The organism is Novosphingobium aureum (assembly GCF_015865035.1).
Taxonomy (GTDB): domain Bacteria; phylum Pseudomonadota; class Alphaproteobacteria; order Sphingomonadales; family Sphingomonadaceae; genus Novosphingobium; species Novosphingobium aureum.
Window position 1 is genome coordinate 1 of the sequence record NZ_JADZGI010000003.1, and the last position, 20396, is coordinate 20396.

The window sequence follows — 20396 nt, forward strand, 5'->3', positions numbered from 1 at the left end:
CCCGGCTCACCGCCGGTATAGTCGTAGTCCCAGCGCGCGGTGTGGAACAGCTTGCCCCTGAATCTGTCGATCCCCTCGAGCGAAGGCAGCTTGGGCATGTTGAGCACGCCATTGGCCATGACCACGAACCGCGCGGCGATGGCATCGCCCCGATTGGTCCCGACCTGCCAGCGGCTCGCCCGCTCGTCCCACACCAGCGAAGTGACCTGGGTATGGAACACACCCTTGTCGGCAAAGCCGAACTGCTCGGCGATCTGGCGGATATAGCCCTGGATTTCCCAGCCGTCGGCGAACTTCTTGGAAGGGACGAAGCCGGTTTCCTCGAGCAGCGGCAGGTAGCAGTAGGCATCGTTGTCGCACTGGATGCCGGGATAGCGGTTCCAGTACCAGACCCCGCCGAAATCGCCCGCGGTATCGAGCATGAGGAAGTCCTCGACGCCCTGCCTGACCAGTTGCGTTGCGGCCAGCGTTCCGCCGAAGCCGCAGCCCAGCACGACCACGTCGACCGCCTTCTCGATCGGCTCGCGCGCAGCGACCTCGACGTGGGGGTCGATCGAATAGTCGGGCAGCGAACCTTCGGGCGAGACATAGGCAGCCTGCCCTCGCTTGCCGAGACGACGTTCACGCTCGTAGGCGTAGCGTGCCTTCATCGCCTCGACATCGATGTCCTCGATCGGCGGTACGTTGCTCTTGGTCAGTGCCATGTCGTTTCCTCTGCCCGCCTTGCGGGCCTGTGTGCCCCGGACGCTCGATGAGTCCCGTGTTCCTGGCCCTTGATACCGCTTGCGAGAGCGAAATTGCGCGATGCCTTGCCTCCCCGGCGCGTTATCGCTTGGGCGATAGGCATGGCCCGAGACCCGATCGGGTAAGGCCCTGAGAGTTCAGGCCCTGAGAGTTCAGGCCTTGCGCACGTATGTCGCTTCGTCCGGACCGGGCCGCTGCGGGAACACCCCGTAGTCGGGCGTGTCGACCAGCGGGGCCGAGAGGTCGATCGGGCCGCGGTACTTGAAGCTCCAGAAGCGTTCGGCAAAACGCCAGCGCCCATCCTGCTCGACGTAGCGATCGTGGTACTGCCCGAAGGTGATGAACTGGGTGCCATCGGGCATCCACGCGAATTCCGTCATGCCGAGGCGGCCCAGCACCGCATCGCCCTCCTGCGCCGCTTCGAGGATCGGCAAGCCGGTCACGAGGTGGATGCGCGTGCAGCGTCCGAGCAATGCGCCGCAGCCCACCTCGATCGCGGCGCGACCTTCCATCTGCAGCCCGGCGATCTTCCACCACCCCTCGCGCGACCAGCATGCCGCGAACTCGCCCGCGTCCTGTCGCCAGACCGCATCGGCAAAGCGGGCGTGCAGCTGGCGGATGCCGAAATCGGCGGCGATCATGTCGATGGCCATGTTCTCTCCTTTTCCCGGCCTTACCGCTCAGGCCAAGTTGCCAAGACCGGCACCATGGCGCGCGGCGATGAAACCGAAGGTCAGCGAGGGCCCGATGCTCGAACCTGCGCCGGCATAGACATTGCCCATGACCGAGGCGGTCGAGGTGCCGGTGGCATAGAGCCCGGCGATCACCGAACCGTCGGGGCGCAGCACACGCGCCCATTCGTCCGTCACCGCGCCGCCATAGGTACTGACGTCTCCCGGCACGACCGGCACCGCGTAGAACGGGCCCTTCTCGATGGTTCCGCGCGCCGGGTCATCGGCATAGGGATCGCCGACGAAGTGGCACCCGTCGTAGCGCCGCTCGCCCCGCGCGAAGTCGGCATCGTGGCCGGCATGCACGAAGCCGTTCCAGCGCGCGACGCTGGCACCAAGCGCGGCCGGCTCGACGCCGATGCTCGCGGCAAGGCCCTCGATGGTATCGGCCTTGTGCAGGTAGCCCGCTTCCAGCCAGCCCTTGGGGATCTTCTTGTCGATGAACTTGTCGGCGACCTTGTACTTCTCGACGAACTGGCGGTCGAAGATCGCCCAGCTCGGTATGGCCGGAACGCTTTCATTCCGGCGCAGCATGGTCTCGCAGTAAAGCTCGTAGGAGCCGCCCTCGTTCATGTAGCGCTGCCCCGACTGGTCGACAAGGATCGCGTGGGGCTTGCCGGTCAGGCTCTGCGCGCCGGGCAGGACGTAGTCGTTCTCGGTCCCCGGCGCGATGGTGGTCTGGAAACCGACCATCTGGTCCATCTGTGCGAGCTGCGCGCCGATCCGCTCCATCTCGCGGTGCAGGTCTCCGGTATCGCCCTCGGGCACGAGGCTCCACTCGGCGCGGGTGCCGGGCATGTAGCGATCGCGCATCGCCTGATCCTTGCCGAAGCCCCCGGCATTGACCAGGACGCCGAGCCGCGCACCCACGGTGCCGGACCCGCGCGCGCCCTCGACCCGCACCCCGGTAACCCGTTCGGCTCCGGTCTCGTCGCGCCCGCGCACAAGCTCGGTAACAGCGCTGTCGAAGCGTATCTCGACACCCTTCTCGAGCGCCGCCTTGAACATGCGCCCCTGCAACGCCGCCCCTGCCGTGGTGAAGGAACGGCCCAGCAACTTGTCGCGCACGGTGCGCAGCGCGACACGCAGCAGCATCTTCTTCGCATCGGGATTGGTGCGCATGTGACCCATCCTCGCGGCATCGCCGAGCAGGACGTTGAACTCGGCAAAACCCTTGCGCAGACGCTTGCGCATCTCGCCCAGCTGCCTGGTGTCGAAAGGCTCGGCCACTACGGTGCGGCTCGTCTTGCAGCCACCGGGGAGCTCGTCGTAGTAGTCGGGCCAGAAATCGGGCCCGCGCCTCAGGGCTACGCCTTGTGCGACGAGGAAATCCACCGCCCGCGGCCCGTTCTCGAGATAGGCGCGCCGCTTGATCCGCGAGGTTCCCGGCGCGGCCCCGCCGTCCAGTTCCTGCAGCGCGTCGAGATAGGTCTCCGCCTTCTCGAGCGTATCGTCCTCGCCCTCTGCCAGCATGAAGGGATTGGCGGGAATCCACATCACCCCGCCGGACTTGGCCGTGGTGCCCCCGGCAAAGGCGGTTTTCTCGAGGATCAGCACCGAGTGGCCCGCAGCGCGCATCACCAGCGCCGAGGCGAACGAGCCCGCGCCGCTGCCCACGACGACCCAGTCGAAGCTTTCCTCGAAGCTGTGCGTAGCCTCGCTCACGGCTCAGCCCGGCTTCTTCGGAAGCGCGATCTTCGCGCTCCCGCTGGCCATGACCGTGCCGAGCTGGTTTGCCATGCGGTGTTTGACGTGAACGAGGTGCGTGCCGTCGGCCTCGACGGTCTTGTCGGTCACCTCGGCGGTCTGGATGGTGACATCGCCGGTCAGCGCCGGACCGCGATAATTCGCCAGCGAATGCACCACGCGGCCATGCTCGCCCGCCCATCCGGCGAGGAAATCGGTGATCCACGAGCCCATCGAGGCGCCGTATCCATAGCCGCGCGGCATGCCGATACGACGCGCCCACTCGGGATTGAGGTGTCCGCGCGAGGGGCCGTAGTAGGCGCCGTCGGTGATCTCGGGGTTGACCAGAACCATGTCGGGGTCGTTCTCGTAGCCCGCCATCTCGCGGGTGAAGCCCATCGCCTCGAGGTCCTGCTTGCGAAACTTTATCGCACCCCAGATCGACATGTAGAACGCGCGCCATTCGGTCGCGAAGCTGGCGAGGCTGTGCGGGCCGAAGACCCGCTCGGGGAGCACGTCGCCAACGGTCACGTCATCCCACCAGCGCTCCTTGTGCCCGAGATCGTGGAGCGCCTCGATCCAGGTGAACTTGCGCTTCTCGAGCGCCTCGAGATCGTCCGCGCTCCACACCGGGTCCTCGGCATTGCTGAGGTCGGTGCTCGCCCCGCCCGCTGCCGCGCTGTAGCGGATCGTGGTCGAGCGCTGGGTGGCGATCTCCTCGCCATGCTGGTTGGTGTAGATGTTGTCACCGCGCTGGAAACAGGTCGGCCCCGCGAAGCCGGTTTCCTTGACGGTATAGTCGAACGGCACGCGCAGCACCGAGATCCGGTCGCCGGGACGGATCTTCACATCGTTGAAGAACCATTCGTCGCCGCCGAACAGCAGGTGCGATTCGGGAATGCGCCCGACGCAGGCAGGCGCCGCGCCGTGGCCGTCGTCGCAGGCGATGGCAAAGCTCTGCGGCGCGATCAGGCCTGCGAACCGGCTCTCTGCGGCAAAGTCGGGATCGTAGTGCAGGCGGTTGGGGTAGTGCATCGCGTGAACCCAGCGGCGCACGTCATTGGCCGCGATCGGCTCACGCAGCTGCGAACTCTCGATCGGCTTGCCGAGGTACTGGTCGATGTCGCTGGTATCGAAGGTCTGCGTAGCCAAGCGCCTGCTCCCGTTGCCTGCCCCTCTCGAGGGCCTTTTGCCCGAGTGGTCATGCCGCGCGTGCCTTAGGGCAACCGCGCGAGCGGCTTTATCGGCACGGCGATACCGCCTGCGCGGCGCACAGGGCGCGCACTGCGGCGCGGTCTGTCTTGAACGAGACAGTGCGCGGCAGCGCATCGACCAGCGCCCAGCGCGCGGGAACCTGCGTTGCGGCGAGATGCTGGCGGGCGTGCGCATCGAGTGCCTCGATGCTGGGCGGCGCAGCGCGGTCACGCGGCACCACCGCCGCCACCGGCAGTTCGTGCAACCGTTCGTCGGGCAGCCCGACGAGACAGGCCTCGGCAACTTGCGGATGGGCGCGCAGCACCTGCTCGACCGTTTCGGGGACGATCTTGAAGCCGCCGCGCATCACCGCGCCGTCGGCGCGTCCGCGCAGGAACAGGAACCCGTCGCCATCTAGCAGGCCAAGGTCAGAGGTCGCGATCCATTCGGGCCCCATGCGCGGCGATACCACCTCGACCAGCCCCACCTCGCCCGCTGCGGCCAGCGCGCCGTCTGCCTCCCTGCGGATGCGCAGCCTCGCACCCCCGAAGGGGCGGCCCACGCTTTGCGCCTTGTCCGCGCCGAATTCGCGCAGCAGGTCGAGCGACATCGCCGTGACCGGCCCGCCGAACTCGGTCGCGCCGTAAGTCTGTAGGACAGGGATCCCGTAGGTTTCCTCGAAGCGCTGGCGCACCGCGGGATCGACCGGGGCCGCCCCGGTCGAGAACGAGGCGAGCGATGCGAGGTCCTCGCGCGCGATGCCCTGCTCGAGGATCATCGCCAGCGCCGCAGGCGGAGCGCCACCGGCAGCAGGCCTGTACTCGACGACATAGTCACGCCAGGCCGCGACACTGAAGCGCTCGAGCAGCACCACCGGCGCGCCGCGAAGGAAACTCATCGCCAGGGAATAGAGCCCCGAGATATTGCTGAGCGGAAAACACAGCAGCGTCGGCGGCGGATCGTGCGCCCGAGCCCCGGCCGCTCGCGCATTGGCAAGCGCTTCCCCTTGCCGAACGTAGCCGAGCACGACTCGGTGCCCGATCGCAAAAGGCTTGGGCTGCCCGGTCGTGCCGCTCGTCAGGATCTCGATCGCGGGCGCCCCCGAGGTGCCCGCAGTGGTGCAGCTCGCGGCCCCCTCGAGCACTGCCGCACCTTCACCCGACAGCGTTCCGTCGCCCGGCAAGGCGATCCCGGCCATGCCCCGCGCCTGCAGCTCGGCTACGACCGGCGCACAAAAGTCGCGCGCCTCCATCACCAGCGCCGCCGCCCCGGTTGCCGCCAGTTGCCCGGCGAGCGCCTCGCCCGACTGGAAGGGATAGAGCATCCGGATGCGTCGGCCCGAGCCGAGCAGCGGCAGGAAGGCGGCGAGTGAGGCCGGGCTGTTGCGCGGGGCGAAGGCGACCGGCGCATCCCGGGCGACACCCGCCCTTTCCAGCGCGGTGTCGAGCGACGCGGCCAGCGCGCGGATCGCGTCCCATCCGATCCATGCCCCTTCGAACCGGATCGCCGGACCCTCGCAGCAAAGCGTCCTGTGACAGACCCCGGCAAGCGCCGCGATGGCCTCGCTATCGTGCTCGTTTGCGATCTCGCTCATCCGAGCAAGGCTAGTCCCGGGCCCGAGGCTGGCGAAAGGGGACTTGCCGCGCGCGGGCAAAAGCATCGCCGGTGCGTTTCGCGCAGACCCGCCGAGCGCGCAGTCTCGCCGCAACAGACAAGCAAATCGGGAGACCGGGCGCCAGGAGCCCGGCCATGATGGGAGAGCCAGCGATGAAACCGCTCAAGATCGTTCAATGGACGACCGGCAAGGTCGGCACTTGCGCCTTGCGTGCCATACTCGACGATCCACGCCTCACGCTGCTCGGCGTCTACGCCTATTCCGCCGAGAAGGCCGGACGCGATGCCGGCAGCCTGTGCGGCCGGCCCGACTGCGGCGTGCTTGCCAGCGACGACGTCGAAGCGCTGATCGCACTTTCCCCGGACGCGGTGGTCTACACCCCGTTCATGGCCGATCTCGACCATCTCGAAAGCCTGCTGCGCGCCGGGATCGACGTCGTCAGCACCAACCTGCTGCTCAATTGTGGCGGCCTTGTCGGTGCGACCCGCGAACGGCTCGAGGCGGCCTGTGCGGCAGGAGGTTCATCGCTGCTGGTGACCGGGGTCAACCCGGGCTGGATCAACCACGTCACAGCCTCGCTGACGGCGGTATGCCGCGAGCTCGATTGCGTCACCATCGCCGAATCCACTGACGTCTCCAACTACGCCTCGAAGGAGACCTGGGACGCGATGGGCATCGGGCGCAGCGAGACCGATGCGCAAGTGCTCGCCGTGGCACAAGGCGCGATGGTCTCGTTCCGCGATGCCGCGCTGGGCCTTGCCCGCTCGCTCGGGCTCGAACTCGACGAACTCGATTTCACCATCGAACACGCTCGCGCGGCCCGCGACGTCGATCTTGGCTTCATGCAGATCGCACAAGGCAGCTACGGGGCATTGCGCTCGGCATGGGTGGGGCGGATCGACGGCAAGCCGGTCGTCACGACCAGCGTCGCCTGGTACCTGACGCCCGCGCTCGAAGAGGACTGGCACTTCGACGACGAGCATTACCACGTCTCTATCACCGGCGAGCCGGGCGTCGATGTGCGGATCAGGTTCGTCGCCCCGCAATGGAGCGGCGGCGACTGGAGCGTGCTCACCGCCCTGCCCGCGGTCAACGCGATCGGCGAGGTCGTGTGCGCGCGGCCCGGCATCCTCGGGCTTGAGGACATCGGCCTGGTCGCCGCACCAGCAGGCGAATGGCGCAAGGCCAGCGCCGCCGGCTGAGACGGCGCGCTTGCAGCAGCGCCAGCAAAGGTGGCGAAAAGCATTGAGACGGGACGGGCGCCATGCGACCACAAGTGTCCGTTCACACCGCGATCTGTTCGGCAGCGGCACGGATATGTCGACAAGTTCATGGGACGATACGTTTTTTCTTTGACCTTTCAGTCGCGGTCATTTCATCTGCCGGGCATCAGTTCCTTCCCTTGTTCCGGATAGTCTCATGCGCCCCGTCCTGGTCACGCCATTGCTTGCCCTCTCGCTCGTGCTGGGTGCTTGCGGCGGAGGCGATGGCGGTTCGGGCACCGTTGCGAACGGGGGAGGCAGCGCCACGCCGACGCCGAGCCCCACGCCCACGCCGACCAGCAGCGCCTGCTCGCTGTCCGAGCGACAGGCCTGGGCGCTCGCTGCCCTGCAGGAATGGTATCTCTTCCCCGACCAGCTCGACAGCTCGGTCGATCCCGATGCCTACACCGACCTGCAAAGCTACATCGACGCGCTCGTCGCGCCCGCTCGGGCGCAGTCGAAGGACCGCTACTTCACGTACGTGACCTCGATCGAGGAAGAAAACGCCTACTATTCCTCGGGCGAGACCGCGGGTCTGGGCGTGCGGCTGGGCTTCGACTATTCCGCGGGGCGTCTCTTCGTGATCGAGGCCTACGAGAGCGGCCCTGCCTATCCGCTCGGCTTCGACCGTGGCACCGAGATCGTCTCGATCGGCACCAGCCCCGCCAACCTGCAGACGGTGTCATCGCTCTTTGCCAGCGGCGGCATCGATGCCGTCAGCGCGGCGATGGGTGGTTCGGCAGCGGGCACCACCCGCACCTTCCAGATCCGCCAGCTCGACAGTTCCCTCTCGACCGTCAGCGTCACCAAGCGCAATTTCGAGCTCGCCCCGCTCTCGCCGCGCTATGGCTACAAGGTCATGACCAGCAATGGCCGGCGCTACGGCTACGTCAACCTGCGGACCTTCGTCGATACCGCCGAGCCGGCCTTGCGCGAAGCCTTTGCAGAGTTCCGCGCCCAGGGCGTCACCGAGGTCGTGGTCGATCTTCGCTATAACGGCGGCGGGCTGATCTCGGTCGCGGAAACCTTCTCGAACCTGCTCAACCGCGGACGTTCGGGCGCGGTCATGAGCTATACCCGGTTCCGCGATTCCAAGTCGGATTACAACGAGACGGCCTATTTCAGCGCTGAGAACTCGGCCATCGCGGCGACCCGCGTCGCCTTTATCGGCACCGGCAGCACCGCATCGTCCAGCGAACTGGTGATGAACGCGCAAAAGCCCTACCTGCCCAACGACGTGGCGCTGATCGGCGACAACACTTACGGCAAGCCGGTCGGCCAGATCGGGCTCGACTATTCCGCCTGCGACGATCGCCTGCGCGTGGTCGCCCTGCGCACCGAGAACGCGGCCAACGAAGGCGACTACTATACAGGGCTAGCCAGCACCTATCCCGCGACCTGCCGCGCCGTCGACAACATCGGCTACCAGCTCGGCGATGCCGCCGATCCCATGGTCATGGCCGCAAGCGGGTTCCTGAGCGGAGCCAGCTGCACCGCGATCGGCGCGGCCCCGGGCGGCATCGCCACCCAGTCGGTCAGGTCTGCCGCGACGCGCAGGCCGCTCGAGGCACAGGACCCCAACTTCGCCCAGCGCGAGTTGCCGGGGCTGTTCTGACCGTTCTCTTGCGAGGCGGCGGAGGCGGCATGGCACTTGTTGCACGACTTAAGTCTGGCGAGGCTCTTGGCGACAGGGTGTTGAAAGTCGACCACGCCGGAGAGCACGGCGCGGTATGCATCTACACGGCCCAAATCTGGCTAGCGCGCTGGCGGGCGCCAGACATGGTGAACGAACTTGCCCATTTCCGCGATCATGAACGAGGTCACCGTGCTCGATTTGGTGCCGTCCTCGAGGCTCGCGGACTACGAAGATGCCGAAGCTATCACTTGTGCGCGATTGGCGGCTTTGCACTTGGCATGGCTACGGGGCTGCTTGGCCGAGGTGCAATTGCAGCGACGACTGTCGCCGTTGAGCGGGTCGTCCTTCGCCATCTCCATGAACAAATTGAGGCGCTTGAGGCGGTCGATGGCGAAGCGACATTTGCGCTGCGTCAGATCATCGCGGAAGAACAGCAGCACCACGACATATCAGCTGCCCGCACATCAGTTGGATCGCGATGTTTCAAGGTCGTCAACGCGATTGTCGCCGCCTCGACAGAAGCTGTTATCTGGCTCGGGATGCGGCTTTAGGCCAGACGTCGACTGACGCTCGAATCCCAGCCGCGCGGGTCCAGGCGAGCTAGTGATCGTCATCCTCGATCAGGCCCAGATCCGTGTGGCCGAGCCTGACCGGCACCAGCGGCACGCCGGGGACCGTCACCGGGAGGGCAAGGATCGCTCCCGGAACGGCGACGAACAGCGTGCGCAGCCCTTCGCCGCCAAAGGCAATCGCGCTCACCGCGCTGGCGGGAACCGCGATCTCGTCCAGAACCGCGCCGTCGGGTGCCAGCCGCACCAATGCGGCCTGCGCATCGGAGCTGCCCGAAAGCGCCACCCACAAGGCTCCTGTGCCGTCGAGCGCCATGTCCTGCGGCTCGCCCGAAGAGGCGGGCAAACTGAAGCGCGGCTCGCCAGCCGAGAGCGCTGCGGCAGGGCTCACGCGGTAGGCCTCGATCGTGCGCGCGGGTCCATTGGCGTGGAACAGCGTGCGCCCGTCTGCCGAGACCGCGAGCCCGCCCGGACGCGTGCGGTCAAACAGCGAAGGCACCATGCGCGCATCATGGTAGCGATAGACGCGCCCCTCCCCGCCCGCACGCCGGTCGCGCGCGACGAACCACAGGCGGCCGAGCGCATCGACCGTGGCGCTGGCGGTGGCGAGGTGTGCGGGCATGTCGATGCGGATTTCGAGCGCGCTGCGGCCCTCCCCGTCGATGCGCACGAGATCCGCGCCGTTGCCGATCAGCAATTCGCCCTCGCTAGTGGGAAAGCAGAAGCTGGGAGAACCGGGGACGCCGAGAAACGCCATGGCCCTGCTCGCCGGATCGAGACTGGCGATGCGCCCGCCCGCCGGATCGCAGACCAGCAGGCTGCCCGCCGCATCGAGCCATGCCAGACCGACCGGCTGCGCGATGTCGCCGCGCCAGATCTCGTGCAGGTCGCCCGCGCTCATGCGCTGTCCCTCACGCCACCGGCTCGGCGATCATGCCTGCCAGCCGCTCGCGCACAATGCGCTCGGCATCGCGGACCATGCGCGCGAGCAGCTCGGCGCAGGTGGGGATGTCCTTGATCAGGCCTTGCACCTGCCCGGCCCAGACCAGCCCGGCATTGATGTCGCCGCTTTCCAGCGCGGTGCGGCCGCGTGCGCCCGAGACGAGTGGCTGGATATCCGCGAACGCGCTGCCCGGCTCCGCCGAGATGCGCACGACCTCGTCGGAGACGCCGTTTCTCGCGACGCGCCCGGTGTTCTTGAACTTGCGGAAAATGAGGTTGGTGCCGCGCTCGTCGTTCTCGACGATGAAGCGCTTGATGTTGTCGTGGATGGGGGCCTCCACCGTAGCGCAGAAGCGCGTGCCCATGTTGACCCCTTCCGCTCCCAGCGCGAGCGCGGCGGCAAGCCCGCGACCATCGCCGATGCCCCCGCTCGCGAGCATCGGGATGGTCACTTGGTCGGCGGCGGCCGGGATCAGGATCAGCCCGGGAATGTCGTCCTCGCCGGGATGGCCTGCGCATTCGAAACCGTCGATCGAGATCACGTCGACGCCCATGCGCTGCGCCGAGAGCGCGTGGCGCACCGCGGTGCACTTGTGCAGCACGGTGATGCCGTGCTCCTTGAAGTGGTCGACGTGCTCCTGCGGCTTGTAACCCGCGGTCTCGACAATCTTGACCCCGCTGTCGATGATCGCCTTGCGGTATTCGGCGTAAGGCGGCGGACTGACCGAGGGCAGGATGGTGAGGTTCACGCCAAAGGGCTTGTCGGTCATCGACCGGCAGCGCTCGATCTCGCGGCGCAGGTCGTCGGGGCTGGGCTGGGTCAGCGCGGTGAGGATGCCCAGCCCGCCTGCGTTCGAGACCGCGCTCGCCAGCTCGGCGCGCCCGACCCACATCATCCCGCCCTGCACGATCGGGTGCTCGATGCCGAGCATTTCGGTAATCCGGGTTCTCAGAGCCATTACAATGCCTCCACGATGGTTACGTTGGCCATGCCCCCGCCCTCGCACATGGTCTGGAGGCCATAGCGGCCCCCGCGTGCCCGCAGCGCGTGGACGAGAGTGGTCATGAGCTTGGTGCCGCTCGCACCGAGCGGGTGGCCGAGCGCGATCGCCCCGCCATTGACATTGAGCCTGTCCGGGTCGGCGCCCAGAGCCTTGAGCCATGCCATCGGGATCGAGGCGAAGGCCTCGTTGACTTCGAACAGGTCGATGTCGGCAAGCGACATGCCCGCCTTTTCGAGCGCCAGGCGCGTGGCGCGCAAGGGCTCCTCGAGCATCACCACCGGGTCACCGGCTGTAACGGAAAAATGATGGATGCGCGCTATGGGGGTGAGGCCATGGGTCTTCATCGCCGCCTCGCTCGCCACCAGCACGCCCGAGGCGCCGTCGGTCATCTGACTGGCATTGCCCGCAGTGATCGTGCCGCCCTCGGCGAGCGGATCGAGCGAGCCCAGCTTCTCGAGGCTCGCATCGAAGCGCACGCCCTCGTCCTGCGCGAAGGGGCCCGCTTCGGTCTGTACCGCAGCGATCTCCGCGGCGAAGGCCCCTGCCTCGATAGCGGCGGCGGCCTTGCGGTGGCTTTCCAGCGCGAAGCGGTCCATGTCCTCGCGCGTGAAGCCGTGCTTGTCGGCGATCATCTGCGCGCCGGTGAACTGGCTGAAGGCACTGACCCCGTAGCGCTGCTGGATCGAGGGCGCGAAGGGGCCGGCGCCGATCCCGGCCTTTTCGTAGACCGACATGTTCGAGAACATCGGCACGCGGGTCATGCTCTCGGTGCCCGCGGCGATCACGAGGTCCTGCGTGCCCGACATCACCGCCTGCGCGGCGAACTGCAGCGCCTGCTGCGAGGAACCGCACTGCCTGTCGATGGTGACCGAAGGCACGCTGTCGGGCAGGCTCGATGCCAGCACGCAGTTGCGCCCGAAGGCGAAGGCCTGCTCGCCGCCTTGCGTGACGCAGCCCATCAGCACGTCCTCGATCGCGGCAGGATCGATGCCCGACCGCGCCACCAGCGCATCGAGCACGACCGCGCCCAGATCTGCCGGATGGGTGCCCGCGAGCGCTCCCTTGCGGCGGCCACCGGCGGTGCGCACCGCCTCGACGATGTAGGGCGCGCTCACTTCGCGGCCATCCGGATGGCGCCATCGAGACGGATCGTCTCACCGTTGAGCATCGGGTTGGCGACGATGCTCTCGACCAGCTGGGCATATTCGCCCGGATCGCCGAGGCGACTGGGGAAGGGCACCTGTGCCCCCAGCGATGCGCGCACCTCCTCGGAGAAGCTTTCCATCAGCGGGGTGAGAAACAGGCCCGGCGCGATGGTCATGACGCGGATGCCGTAACGCGCCAGCTCGCGCGCGATGGGCAACGTCATGCCCACCACCCCGCCCTTCGAGGCGGCATAGGCGGCCTGCCCGATCTGGCCTTCGAAGGCGGCGACGCTGGCGGTGGAGATGGCGACGCCGCGCTCCTCGCCGATGGGCTCTGCATCGTGCAGACGGCTCGCGAACTTCGAGAGCACGTTGAAGCTGCCGACGAGATTGATCGTCACGATCTTCGCGAAATCGGCGAGCGGGATCGGATTGCCCTCGCGGTCGAGCACCTTCTTCGGCGGGCCGATCCCGGCGCAGTTGACGAGGATGCGCGCCTTGCCGTTGACTGCCTCGGCCTCGGCGATGGCAGCGGTGACACCCGCCTCGTCGGTCACGTCGACTTTGGCGAAGCGCGCACCGATGGCCGCTGCATGGGCCTCGCCCTTGTCGGCATCGAGGTCGAACAGGGTCACTTTCGCTCCCAGCCCCGCAAGCCGCGCAGCCGTCGCCCCGCCCAGCCCCGAGGCGCCGCCCGTCACGATGGCCGCTTGTCCTTCAACCTTCATTGCCCCTGTCCCTTTCCCGATTCTTGCAAGAGGTGGCGGCCTGCGCCGCGCGGCGTTCCTCTCTTGGCGGCTTGGTATCAGTGCAGAAGAGCGAAGCGGTTGCCTCGCGCGCCAATATCGCCGTGGCGGACCCCGCCTGCTTCCCCAGCCTGACCTTCCCGCTATTGCCCGGTGAAGCGCGGCGCACGCTTCTCGCGCAGTGCGGCCAGCCCCTCGCGATGGTCGGCGCTGCGCACGCTCACCGCCTCGTAGGCGATCCCGGCATCGAGCAGGGCCGTAGCCGCGCGGCGCAGCTCCATGTTGGTGAGGACCTTGGTCATGCGCAGCGCCTGGCTCGATCCTTTCAGCAGCCTGTCGCAATAGTGCGCGACGGCTTCGTCGAGCGCGTCTGCCGGCACGCAGCGATTGATCAGCCCGATCCGCTCGGCCTCGCGCGCCTCGACCAGTTCGCCGGTCAGGAGAAATTCCTTGGCACGGGTGAGACCGATGCGCGCGGCCCAGATCAACGCCCCGCCATCGCCCGCGACGAGACCGATGCCAACATGCGGATCGCCGATGCGCGCGCCCTCTGCAGCGACGATGATGTCGCCCATCAGCGCGATCGTCGCGCCCAGCCCGACCGCGTGGCCGTTCATGCGCACGACGAGCGGCTTGTCCATGTCGAGCAGGATCTGGACGATGCGCTTGGCCTGCCGCGCCTCGTGGTCGAAGAGATGCGGCTCGCTGGCGTTGCGCTCCATGTGGTCGATGTCGCCGCCCGCCGAGAAGGCGCGCCCTGCCCCGGTCAGCAGCACCACGTCGCTGTCCGGATCGCCGCTGGCGAAGGCGAGCGCCTCGGGCAGTTCGTCGTGCAGCGCGAGGTTGACCGCGTTGAGCGCCTCGGGCCGGTTGAGCGTCACCACCAGCAGCCGCGCGCGCCGCTCCAGCAGCAGTGTATCGAAGGTAGGTAGTGCCATGGCCCTTGTCATTCCCGCCTAGTCCTCGCCGCTGCGCGCGAGCGCTGGCGGTGGCCCGGAGATCCGTCCCGGCGTCTTCGAGAAATCCACCGGCACCCCGGGGTAGCGGATGTCTCCCCAGCGCGAGGGCACGGTCTGGAAGAAGCCACTCTCCTCGAGGTGAGGGTCGTGCAGCAGTTCGTCGGTCGTGCGCAGCGGGGCCGCCGGAATGCCCAGCTCCACCAGGAGATCGAGCCACTCCTGCGTGGTGCGGGTGAGGAAGGTCTCGGCCAGCAATCCGTAGATCGTGTCGATCTGCTTGGCGCGCTGCGCGAGCGTCGCCATCTCGGGCGTGACCCATGCAGGCTTCACCGCCTCGGTGAACAGGCGCCAGTGCTTGTCGTTGTAGACGAGCGCTGCGACGTGGCCGTCCTTGGTGCGATAGGGCCTGCGGTTGCGCGCCACCGCACGCGGGTAATGCGCAGGGCCAAGCGGCGGATCGAACAGCGCGCCATTGGCATGTTCGACCATCATGAAGGCGGTCATCGTCTCGAACATCGGGACCTCGACCTCCTGCCCCTCGCCCGTTCGCGCGCGGTGGTAGAGCGCCATGACGGTGGCATAGAGCGCGGTCATGCCCGCGATCTTGTCGGCCATGATCGAGCCGACGTAGCCCGGCTCGCCATTGAGAAGATCCTGCACCGCGGTCAGCCCGCACTCGGCCTGGATGGTGTCGTCGTAGGCCGCCTGGTCGCGGTAGCGTCCCTTGCGTCCGTAGCCGTAGCAATTGGTATAGACGATCTGCGGGGCGACCTTGGCGACCGAGGCGTAGTTGAGCCCGAGCCGGGCGATCGCCTTGGCGCGCATCGAGTGGATGAAGACATCCGCCCCCGCGATCATCTCGAGCAGGCGCGCGCGTTCTTCGGCGCGCGAGAGGTCCATCACCAGCCCGCTCTTGCCGCGGTTCACATGCGCGAAGATGCCGCCCATGTCAGGCGCCGGGCCGACCGAGATATAGCGCGTGCCATCGCCCGCAGGCGGTTCGATCTTGATGACCTCGGCGCCCATGTCCGCCATGATCTGTGTCGCATAGGGCCCCATGACCATGGCGGTCAGGTCGATGACCCTGACCCCGGCCAGCGGGCCCTGCCTGCCTTCTTCGGACACGCGTGCCTCCTCCCGTTCTGCGAGCAAGGCTAACCGGCTCCATCGCCCTTGTCCTCCTGCGCCGATTTGGATCGCCCGAGCGAATATGCCCTCGTTCGATTTTCCGGTCGCGAGCCCGTTTGCTAGCGCTCGTCGCAACAGGGCCGGACATCGGGACGGCAATGCATCAGCACGGCCCTGCATCAGCACGACAAGGCATCAGCACGGGACGAGGCGCGCGGCATGGATTTCAACTTCACACCGGACCAGCAGGAGATCCGCGAGACGATCCTCAAGCGCTGCGCCGCCTTCGACGACGACTACTGGCTCGAGCGCGACCGTGCGGGCACCTTCCCCGAGGACTTCTACCGTGCCATGGCCGAGGAAGGCTGGCTCGGCATCGCCATGCCCGAGAAGTACGGCGGTGCGGGGCTAGGCATCACCGAGGCCTCGATCATGATGCAGGCGATCGCGGAATCGGGCGCGGGGCTGAGCGGCGCCTCCTCGGTCCACATCAACATCTTCGGGCTGCAGCCGATGATCCTGTTCGGCACCGAGGCGCAGTGCGAGCGGCATATCCCGCGCATCGTCTCGGGCGAGGACAAGGCCTGCTTCGGCGTGACCGAACCCAATGCCGGGCTCAATACCACGCGCATCACCACCCGCGCGCGCAAGGTCGATGGCGGCTACCTCGTCTCGGGCGAGAAGATCTGGATCTCGACCGCGCAGGTCGCCAACAAGATTCTGCTCCTCGCGCGCACCACCCCGCTCGAGGACGTGACCAGCAAGACCGGCGGCCTCTCGCTGTTCTACACCGACCTCGACCGCTCGAAGATCGACGTGCGCCTGATCCACAAGATGGGTCGCCACGCGGTCGATTCGAACATGCTGTTCATCGAGGACCTGTTCATCCCCGACGAGGACCTGATCGGCAAGGAAGGCGAGGGTTTTCGCATCATCCTGCACGGCCTCAATCCCGAACGCGCGCTGCTCGCGGCAGAGGCCATCGGACTTGGCCGCGCCGCGATCCGCCGCGCCAGCGACTATGCCCGCGAGCGGATCGTGTTCGACCGCCCGATCGGCCAGAACCAGGCGATCCAGCACCCGCTCGCCAAGTGCTGGGCCCAGCTCGAGGCCGCCAACCTGATGACGATGAAGGCCGCCAGCCTGTTCGATGCGGGGCTCGACTGCGGCATCGAGGCCAATACCGCCAAGTATCTTGCCGGTGAATTTGCCTTCGAGGCCTGCCATACCGCGATGCTCACCCTTGGCGGAATGGGCTATGCCCAGGAATACCATGTCGAGCGGTACTTGCGCGAAGTGCTCATTCCCCGCACCGCGCCGGTCAGCCCGCACATGATCCTGAACTTCCTCGCCGAGAAGGTGCTGGACCAGCCCCGCTCCTACTGAGGCGGGTGACAAGACAAGACGAGAGAGAGGCCATGACCGAGACTTCCACCGCCCAGCTGCCGATGCGCTCGTGGCTCTTCGCGCCGGGCGATGCGGCGCGCAAGATGGAGAAATGCGCCGACAGCGCCGCCGACATCGCGCTGTTCGACCTCGAGGACGCGGTCACCATCGAGCAGAAACCTGCCGCGCGCACGATAGTGCGCGAATTCCTGCAGTCGCGCGCTGCCGGGCACGAACGGCTGTGGGTGCGCATCAACCCGGTCGACGGGCCCTTCGCGGTCGAGGATCTTGCCGCAGTGATGCCCGGCAAGCCCGGCGGGATCATGCTGCCCAAGGCGCGCGGGCGCCACGACGTCGAGCTGCTCGATCACTATCTCACCGCGCTCGAGGCCGCCAACGGCATCGCGCAGGGCACGACGAAGGTCATCGCGCTCGTCACCGAGGCCGCCGAGGCGATGTTCACCACCGGCGACTACAAGGGCGCACCGCGCCTCGTCGGGATGACCTGGGGCGCCGAGGACCTTGCCGATGCGCTCGGCGCGAGCACCAACCGCGATGCCAGCGGCGACTATGCCTTCACCTACAAGCTCGCGCGCAGCCTGTGCCTCATCGGCGCGGCGAGCGCGGGCGTGCTGCCGATCGAGACCATCCACGGCGACTTCCGCGACCTCGAGGGCCTGCGCAAGCGCGCCGAGGGCGTGCGCGCCGAAGGCTATCGCGGGATGCTCGCGATCCACCCGGCACAGGTCGAGGTGATTAACGCGGCCTTCACCCCGAGCGCGCAGGAAATCGCGGATGCGCGCGAGATCGTCGCGATCTTCGCCGCCAATCCCGGCGTCGGCGCGATCGGCTACAAGGGCGGCATGCTCGACCGGCCCTACCTCGCCCGCGCCGAGACCGTGCTGCGCCTCGCAGGCGCCGAATGAGCCTGACCCTCGATCCGGGCGCGCTCGATCTCGCGCAGTTTCTGAAACCGGGCGACAGCGTCGTCATGGGCCAGGCCTGCGGCGAGCCGACGACGCTGGTCGAGGCGCTGCTCGATCAGGCGGGCGCCATCGGCGGGATAAAGGTCTTCATCGCGACCAGCTTCTCGGGCCTGTTCCAGCCCGAAAACTGCGAGGGGATCGCGCTTTCCAGCATGGGCGCGATCGGCACGCTGCGTACGATGGCCAAGGCCAACCGGCTCGATGTCGTCCCGGTCCACGTCGGCCAGCTCGGGCCATTGATAGAAGCGGGCGTGATCGCCTGCGATGTCGCCATGCTCCAGCTCGGCCCCGCGAACGCGGATGGCGAGCATAGCTGCGGCCTGATCGCCGACCACGTGCGCGCCGCCGCCGCCAAGGCGCGCTGCGTGATCGCAGAGATCAACGCCTCCGTGCCCTTCACCTTCGGCGAGACCATCCCTGCCGCGATGATCGACGTCGCGGTGCCACTCGAACGCGCGCCGGTCGAGGTCGCGCCCGCCGCGATCACCGAGACCGACCGCGCCATCGCCACGCACGCAGCCCCCTTTATCACCGACGGCTGCGTGATCCAGACCGGTGTCGGCGCGATCCCCGACGCGATCCTGCGCCAGCTCACCGACCGGCGCGATCTCGGCGTCCATTCCGGCATGCTCGGCGACGGCCTTGTCGACCTGATCGAGGCAGGCGTCGTCACCAATGCGCGCAAGGCGATCGACACCGGGGTCTCGGTCAATGGCGCGCTGATCGGCACCGCACGGCTCTACCGCTGGGCCGACCGCAACCCGGCCCTGCGCATGTGCCCGGGCACCTACACCCATGCCGATGCGGTGCTGGCCCGCATCGCGGGGCTGGTCTCGATCAACTCCGCGCTCGAGGTCGACCTCACCGGGCAGGTCAATGCCGAACAGAGCGGATCGTCCTATCTCGGAGGAACCGGCGGACAGGTCGACTTCGTGCGCGCGGGCGCGCGCTCGCCGGGCGGCTGTTCGCTGATCGTGCTGCCTTCGACCGCGCGCAAGGGCACGCTGAGCCGGATCACTGCCGCGCTCTCGGGCCCGGTGACCAGCGCGCGCAGCGAGGTCGACGTGATCGTCACCGAATTCGGCGCGGCGCGGCTCAAGGGCGTCGGGCTCGCCGAGCGTGCGCGCCGCCTCGTCGCCATCGCCCATCCCGATTTCCGCGAGGCGCTCGAACGCGAAGCCCACGCGATAGCGCAAAGGGGGTTCTGACATGTCCTTCGCCACCGATACCCAAAGCGATGCCGCCGTCACCCTGACCAGCCCCGAAGCGGGCATCGCCGTCATCACCATCCAGCGCCCCGAACAGCGCAATGCGCTCAGCGCCGAAGTGCGCGCAGGGCTCTACGCCGCCTGGGACGCCTTCGAGGCCGATCCGGCCTATCGCGTCGCGATCCTCACCGGCGCGGGTGACAAGGCCTTCTGTGCAGGGGGCGATCTCAAGGAGATGGTCGAGCGCGGCCTCAAGGTGCCTCCGCGCGACATGTTCCCCCTGCCCTACGACACGGTCACGCTGAGCAAGCCGACAATCGCGGCGGTCAACGGCGTCGCCTTCGCAGGGGGGTGGATGATCGCGCAGGCCTGCGACCTGTGCGTCGCCAGCACGTCAGCGCGCTTTGCCATCACCGAGGTCAAGGTCGGGCGCAGTTCGCCCTGGGCCGCGCCGCTGATCCACATGATCCCGCAGCGCGTGATGATGGAGATCATCCTCACCGGAAAGCCGATCAGCGCACAGCGCGCCTACGAGATCGGCCTCGTCAACCGCCTCGCCGAACCGGGCGAGACGCTGGCCTGCGCCATCGAACTCGCGCGCGAAGTGCTCGAAGGCGCACCGCAATCGGTACGGGCGGGCCGCGAGACGGTCATGCTCGCCACCGAAATGGGGCGCAGCGCCGCGCTCGAGGCCGCACGCCACGCCAGCGAATGGACCTACCGCTGCGAGGACGCACAGGAAGGCCCGCGCGCCTTTGCCGAGAAGCGCAAGCCCGTCTGGTCGAGCTACGACTGAACCGGCGCCGGGCTTGCACGTGATGGGCCGATGGCGTGATATCGCCTCCCCCTCCCCGCGTCGCTGCAGGAAGCTCCGTCCCGATGTCGCTTTCCGGACCATTTCTCGCCCTGCTCATGTCGGCTACACCGCCAGCCCCCGCAGCGCTGCAAGACTGCAGCTATGACCGCGCGGCGATGCTTGCACTCGATTATCGCAGCTTCGACCAGACGCCGGGGCACGGGTGGCGCGCGCTGGCCGAGCGCGGGTGTGACAGGCAGGCAGCCGAACTGATCCGCGAGTGGCGCGAGCATCACCGCGACAGCCGGACCATCCTGTTCTGGCACGAAGGCCAGAGCCGCGCTTTTACCGGCGACTATCCGGCGGCCATCGCGCTCTTCGAACGCGCGCGCAAGGCGCCCCAGGACGACCGCATCTTCTGGAACCTCTACGTCGATGGCAGCGTGGCCTTCCTCGAGGGCGACCGGGCCCGCCTTCAGGCCGCACGCGACGCGCTGGCCGCGAAGCCCACACCCGAGGACTGGGATGCCATGAAGGGCACCGACGGCAAGCCGCTCAACGCGCCATGGCCGGTCAATCTCGCCGTTCTCGACGGCTTTCTGCGATGCTGGGGCAAGCCCTATCGCGAAGCCTATGGCTGCCCGAAATGAGCCGCGCGG

General features: G+C 67.7%; 19 protein-coding genes. 8 read left to right on the forward strand and 11 right to left on the reverse strand.

Going from position 1 to position 20396, the window contains the following annotated elements; translation table 11 throughout:
• From I5E68_RS15620 to I5E68_RS15640, 5 genes are all read right to left on the reverse strand, one after another.
• On the reverse strand, positions 1 to 704 hold a 704-nt coding region (locus tag I5E68_RS15620; protein WP_197165725.1), incomplete at its 3' end, for a flavin-containing monooxygenase.
• 192 nt (positions 705 to 896) lie between these two features.
• Complete coding sequence (locus tag I5E68_RS15625; protein WP_197165728.1) at positions 897 to 1397, reverse strand: nuclear transport factor 2 family protein; 501 nt, start codon at positions 1395 to 1397, stop codon at positions 897 to 899.
• Between the two features lie 27 nt (positions 1398 to 1424).
• Positions 1425 to 3140, reverse strand: coding sequence for an FAD-dependent oxidoreductase (locus tag I5E68_RS15630; protein ID WP_197165730.1), 1716 nt, complete (start codon positions 3138 to 3140; stop codon positions 1425 to 1427).
• A gap of 3 nt (positions 3141 to 3143) precedes the next feature.
• Positions 3144 to 4313 (reverse strand): FAS1-like dehydratase domain-containing protein, encoded by a 1170-nt coding sequence (locus I5E68_RS15635; protein WP_197165733.1) that lies wholly within the window; start codon positions 4311 to 4313, stop codon positions 3144 to 3146.
• An 88-nt stretch (positions 4314 to 4401) separates the two neighbouring features.
• Positions 4402 to 5949: a class I adenylate-forming enzyme family protein gene (locus I5E68_RS15640; protein ID WP_197165735.1), complete on the reverse strand. Its 1548-nt coding sequence runs from the start codon at positions 5947 to 5949 to the stop codon at positions 4402 to 4404.
• 155 nt (positions 5950 to 6104) lie between these two features.
• Between I5E68_RS15640 and I5E68_RS15645 the strand changes: the two genes are divergently transcribed.
• The 3 genes from I5E68_RS15645 to I5E68_RS15655 all read left to right on the forward strand — a co-directional run bounded on the left by I5E68_RS15645 (position 6105) and on the right by I5E68_RS15655 (position 9419).
• Positions 6105 to 7172, forward strand: a complete 1068-nt coding sequence (locus tag I5E68_RS15645; RefSeq protein ID WP_228727271.1) for an NAD(P)H-dependent amine dehydrogenase family protein — start codon at positions 6105 to 6107, stop codon at positions 7170 to 7172.
• A 217-nt stretch (positions 7173 to 7389) separates the two neighbouring features.
• Positions 7390 to 8847 (forward strand): S41 family peptidase, encoded by a 1458-nt coding sequence (locus I5E68_RS15650; RefSeq protein WP_197165738.1) that lies wholly within the window; start codon positions 7390 to 7392, stop codon positions 8845 to 8847.
• A gap of 29 nt (positions 8848 to 8876) precedes the next feature.
• Positions 8877 to 9419 carry a demethoxyubiquinone hydroxylase family protein gene (locus tag I5E68_RS15655; protein WP_197165740.1) on the forward strand — a complete coding sequence of 181 codons (543 nt, stop codon included), beginning with the start codon at positions 8877 to 8879 and terminating at the stop codon, positions 9417 to 9419.
• A 49-nt stretch (positions 9420 to 9468) separates the two neighbouring features.
• On the opposite strand, the gene I5E68_RS15660 is transcribed toward I5E68_RS15655, so the two are convergent.
• The 6 genes from I5E68_RS15660 to I5E68_RS15685 all read right to left on the reverse strand — a co-directional run bounded on the left by I5E68_RS15660 (position 9469) and on the right by I5E68_RS15685 (position 15358).
• Positions 9469 to 10338, reverse strand: coding sequence for an SMP-30/gluconolactonase/LRE family protein (locus tag I5E68_RS15660; protein ID WP_197165742.1), 870 nt, complete (start codon positions 10336 to 10338; stop codon positions 9469 to 9471).
• A 10-nt stretch (positions 10339 to 10348) separates the two neighbouring features.
• Complete coding sequence (locus I5E68_RS15665; RefSeq protein WP_197165744.1) at positions 10349 to 11338, reverse strand: NAD(P)H-dependent flavin oxidoreductase; 990 nt, start codon at positions 11336 to 11338, stop codon at positions 10349 to 10351.
• Entirely contained in the window at positions 11338 to 12498 is a 1161-nt protein-coding gene (locus I5E68_RS15670; protein ID WP_197165746.1) for an acetyl-CoA C-acetyltransferase, read from the reverse strand. Before I5E68_RS15670 ends, I5E68_RS15665 begins: the two co-directional genes overlap by 1 nt.
• Positions 12495 to 13256 carry an SDR family NAD(P)-dependent oxidoreductase gene (locus I5E68_RS15675; protein WP_197165748.1) on the reverse strand — a complete coding sequence of 254 codons (762 nt, stop codon included), beginning with the start codon at positions 13254 to 13256 and terminating at the stop codon, positions 12495 to 12497. The genes I5E68_RS15670 and I5E68_RS15675 overlap by 4 nt, the downstream gene beginning before the upstream one ends.
• Before the next feature lie 161 nt (positions 13257 to 13417).
• Entirely contained in the window at positions 13418 to 14212 is a 795-nt protein-coding gene (locus I5E68_RS15680) for an enoyl-CoA hydratase/isomerase family protein (protein WP_197165750.1), read from the reverse strand.
• Between the two features lie 18 nt (positions 14213 to 14230).
• A complete protein-coding gene (locus I5E68_RS15685; RefSeq protein ID WP_323982191.1) occupies positions 14231 to 15358 on the reverse strand; it encodes a CaiB/BaiF CoA transferase family protein in 1128 nt (375 codons plus the stop codon).
• A 222-nt stretch (positions 15359 to 15580) separates the two neighbouring features.
• Here I5E68_RS15685 and I5E68_RS15690 point away from each other — a divergent pair, with 222 nt between their 5' ends.
• From I5E68_RS15690 to I5E68_RS15710, 5 genes are all read left to right on the forward strand, one after another.
• The gene (locus I5E68_RS15690) at positions 15581 to 16747 is read left to right on the forward strand and encodes an acyl-CoA dehydrogenase family protein (protein ID WP_197165754.1); all 1167 of its coding nucleotides are present in this window, start codon (positions 15581 to 15583) and stop codon (positions 16745 to 16747) included.
• A gap of 32 nt (positions 16748 to 16779) precedes the next feature.
• Positions 16780 to 17673: an HpcH/HpaI aldolase/citrate lyase family protein gene (locus I5E68_RS15695; protein ID WP_197165756.1), complete on the forward strand. Its 894-nt coding sequence runs from the start codon at positions 16780 to 16782 to the stop codon at positions 17671 to 17673.
• Positions 17670 to 18941 (forward strand): acetyl-CoA hydrolase/transferase family protein, encoded by a 1272-nt coding sequence (locus I5E68_RS15700; RefSeq protein ID WP_197165758.1) that lies wholly within the window; start codon positions 17670 to 17672, stop codon positions 18939 to 18941. Before I5E68_RS15695 ends, I5E68_RS15700 begins: the two co-directional genes overlap by 4 nt.
• 1 nt (position 18942) lies before the next feature.
• Entirely contained in the window at positions 18943 to 19737 is a 795-nt protein-coding gene (locus I5E68_RS15705; protein ID WP_197165761.1) for an enoyl-CoA hydratase/isomerase family protein, read from the forward strand.
• 83 nt (positions 19738 to 19820) lie between these two features.
• Positions 19821 to 20387 carry a hypothetical protein gene (locus tag I5E68_RS15710; protein WP_228727272.1) on the forward strand — a complete coding sequence of 189 codons (567 nt, stop codon included), beginning with the start codon at positions 19821 to 19823 and terminating at the stop codon, positions 20385 to 20387.
• The last annotated feature ends 9 nt before the right edge of the window (positions 20388 to 20396 follow it).

Bases quoted from the DNA above. Each gene is read 5' to 3' on its own strand.
- I5E68_RS15675 (WP_197165748.1), bottom strand. From the start codon at position 13,256: ATGAAGGTTGAAGGACAAGCGGCCATCGTGACGGGCGGCGCCTCGGGG.
- I5E68_RS15665 (WP_197165744.1), bottom strand. From the start codon at position 11,338: ATGGCTCTGAGAACCCGGATTACCGAAATGCTCGGCATCGAGCACCCG.
- I5E68_RS15695 (WP_197165756.1), top strand. From the start codon at position 16,780: ATGACCGAGACTTCCACCGCCCAGCTGCCGATGCGCTCGTGGCTCTTC.
- I5E68_RS15640 (WP_197165735.1), bottom strand. From the start codon at position 5,949: ATGAGCGAGATCGCAAACGAGCACGATAGCGAGGCCATCGCGGCGCTT.
- I5E68_RS15650 (WP_197165738.1), top strand. From the start codon at position 7,390: ATGCGCCCCGTCCTGGTCACGCCATTGCTTGCCCTCTCGCTCGTGCTG.
- I5E68_RS15700 (WP_197165758.1), top strand. From the start codon at position 17,670: ATGAGCCTGACCCTCGATCCGGGCGCGCTCGATCTCGCGCAGTTTCTG.
- I5E68_RS15680 (WP_197165750.1), bottom strand. From the start codon at position 14,212: ATGGCACTACCTACCTTCGATACACTGCTGCTGGAGCGGCGCGCGCGG.
- I5E68_RS15705 (WP_197165761.1), top strand. From the start codon at position 18,943: ATGTCCTTCGCCACCGATACCCAAAGCGATGCCGCCGTCACCCTGACC.
- I5E68_RS15690 (WP_197165754.1), top strand. From the start codon at position 15,581: ATGGATTTCAACTTCACACCGGACCAGCAGGAGATCCGCGAGACGATC.
- I5E68_RS15655 (WP_197165740.1), top strand. From the start codon at position 8,877: ATGGCACTTGTTGCACGACTTAAGTCTGGCGAGGCTCTTGGCGACAGG.
- I5E68_RS15625 (WP_197165728.1), bottom strand. From the start codon at position 1,397: ATGGCCATCGACATGATCGCCGCCGATTTCGGCATCCGCCAGCTGCAC.
- I5E68_RS15660 (WP_197165742.1), bottom strand. From the start codon at position 10,338: ATGAGCGCGGGCGACCTGCACGAGATCTGGCGCGGCGACATCGCGCAG.
- I5E68_RS15645 (WP_228727271.1), top strand. From the start codon at position 6,105: ATGATGGGAGAGCCAGCGATGAAACCGCTCAAGATCGTTCAATGGACG.
- I5E68_RS15710 (WP_228727272.1), top strand. From the start codon at position 19,821: ATGTCGCTTTCCGGACCATTTCTCGCCCTGCTCATGTCGGCTACACCG.